Raw genomic sequence first — 205 nt, 5'->3', positions numbered from 1 at the left:
ACTTCGCACCGGGCGCCACCGGCGACTTCGAGGCCGCCCCGGACGCGGACGACGCCCCGCCCCCCGACCCCGCGGCGGGTCCCGACGCCGAGGTCCCCCCGTCCGCCCTCGACCCGGTGGCCGAGGGGGAGGACGAGGAGGCCCGGGACGCCGTGGCGGAGGCCGCCCACGCGCGCCGCACGATGATCGGCCGCAGCGCCGAGGA

General features: G+C 81.5%; 1 pseudogene. It reads left to right on the top strand.

Features of this window, described 5'->3' with window-relative positions:
• Nucleotides 1-205 (top strand): annotated as a pseudogene (locus G3I53_RS29175) (carbon monoxide dehydrogenase); the annotation flags it as partial.

The organism is Streptomyces sp. SID14436, assembly GCF_010548465.1.
Classification (GTDB): Bacteria; Actinomycetota; Actinomycetes; order Streptomycetales; family Streptomycetaceae; genus Streptomyces.
This window is presented reverse-complemented; position numbering and strand designations above follow the sequence as displayed.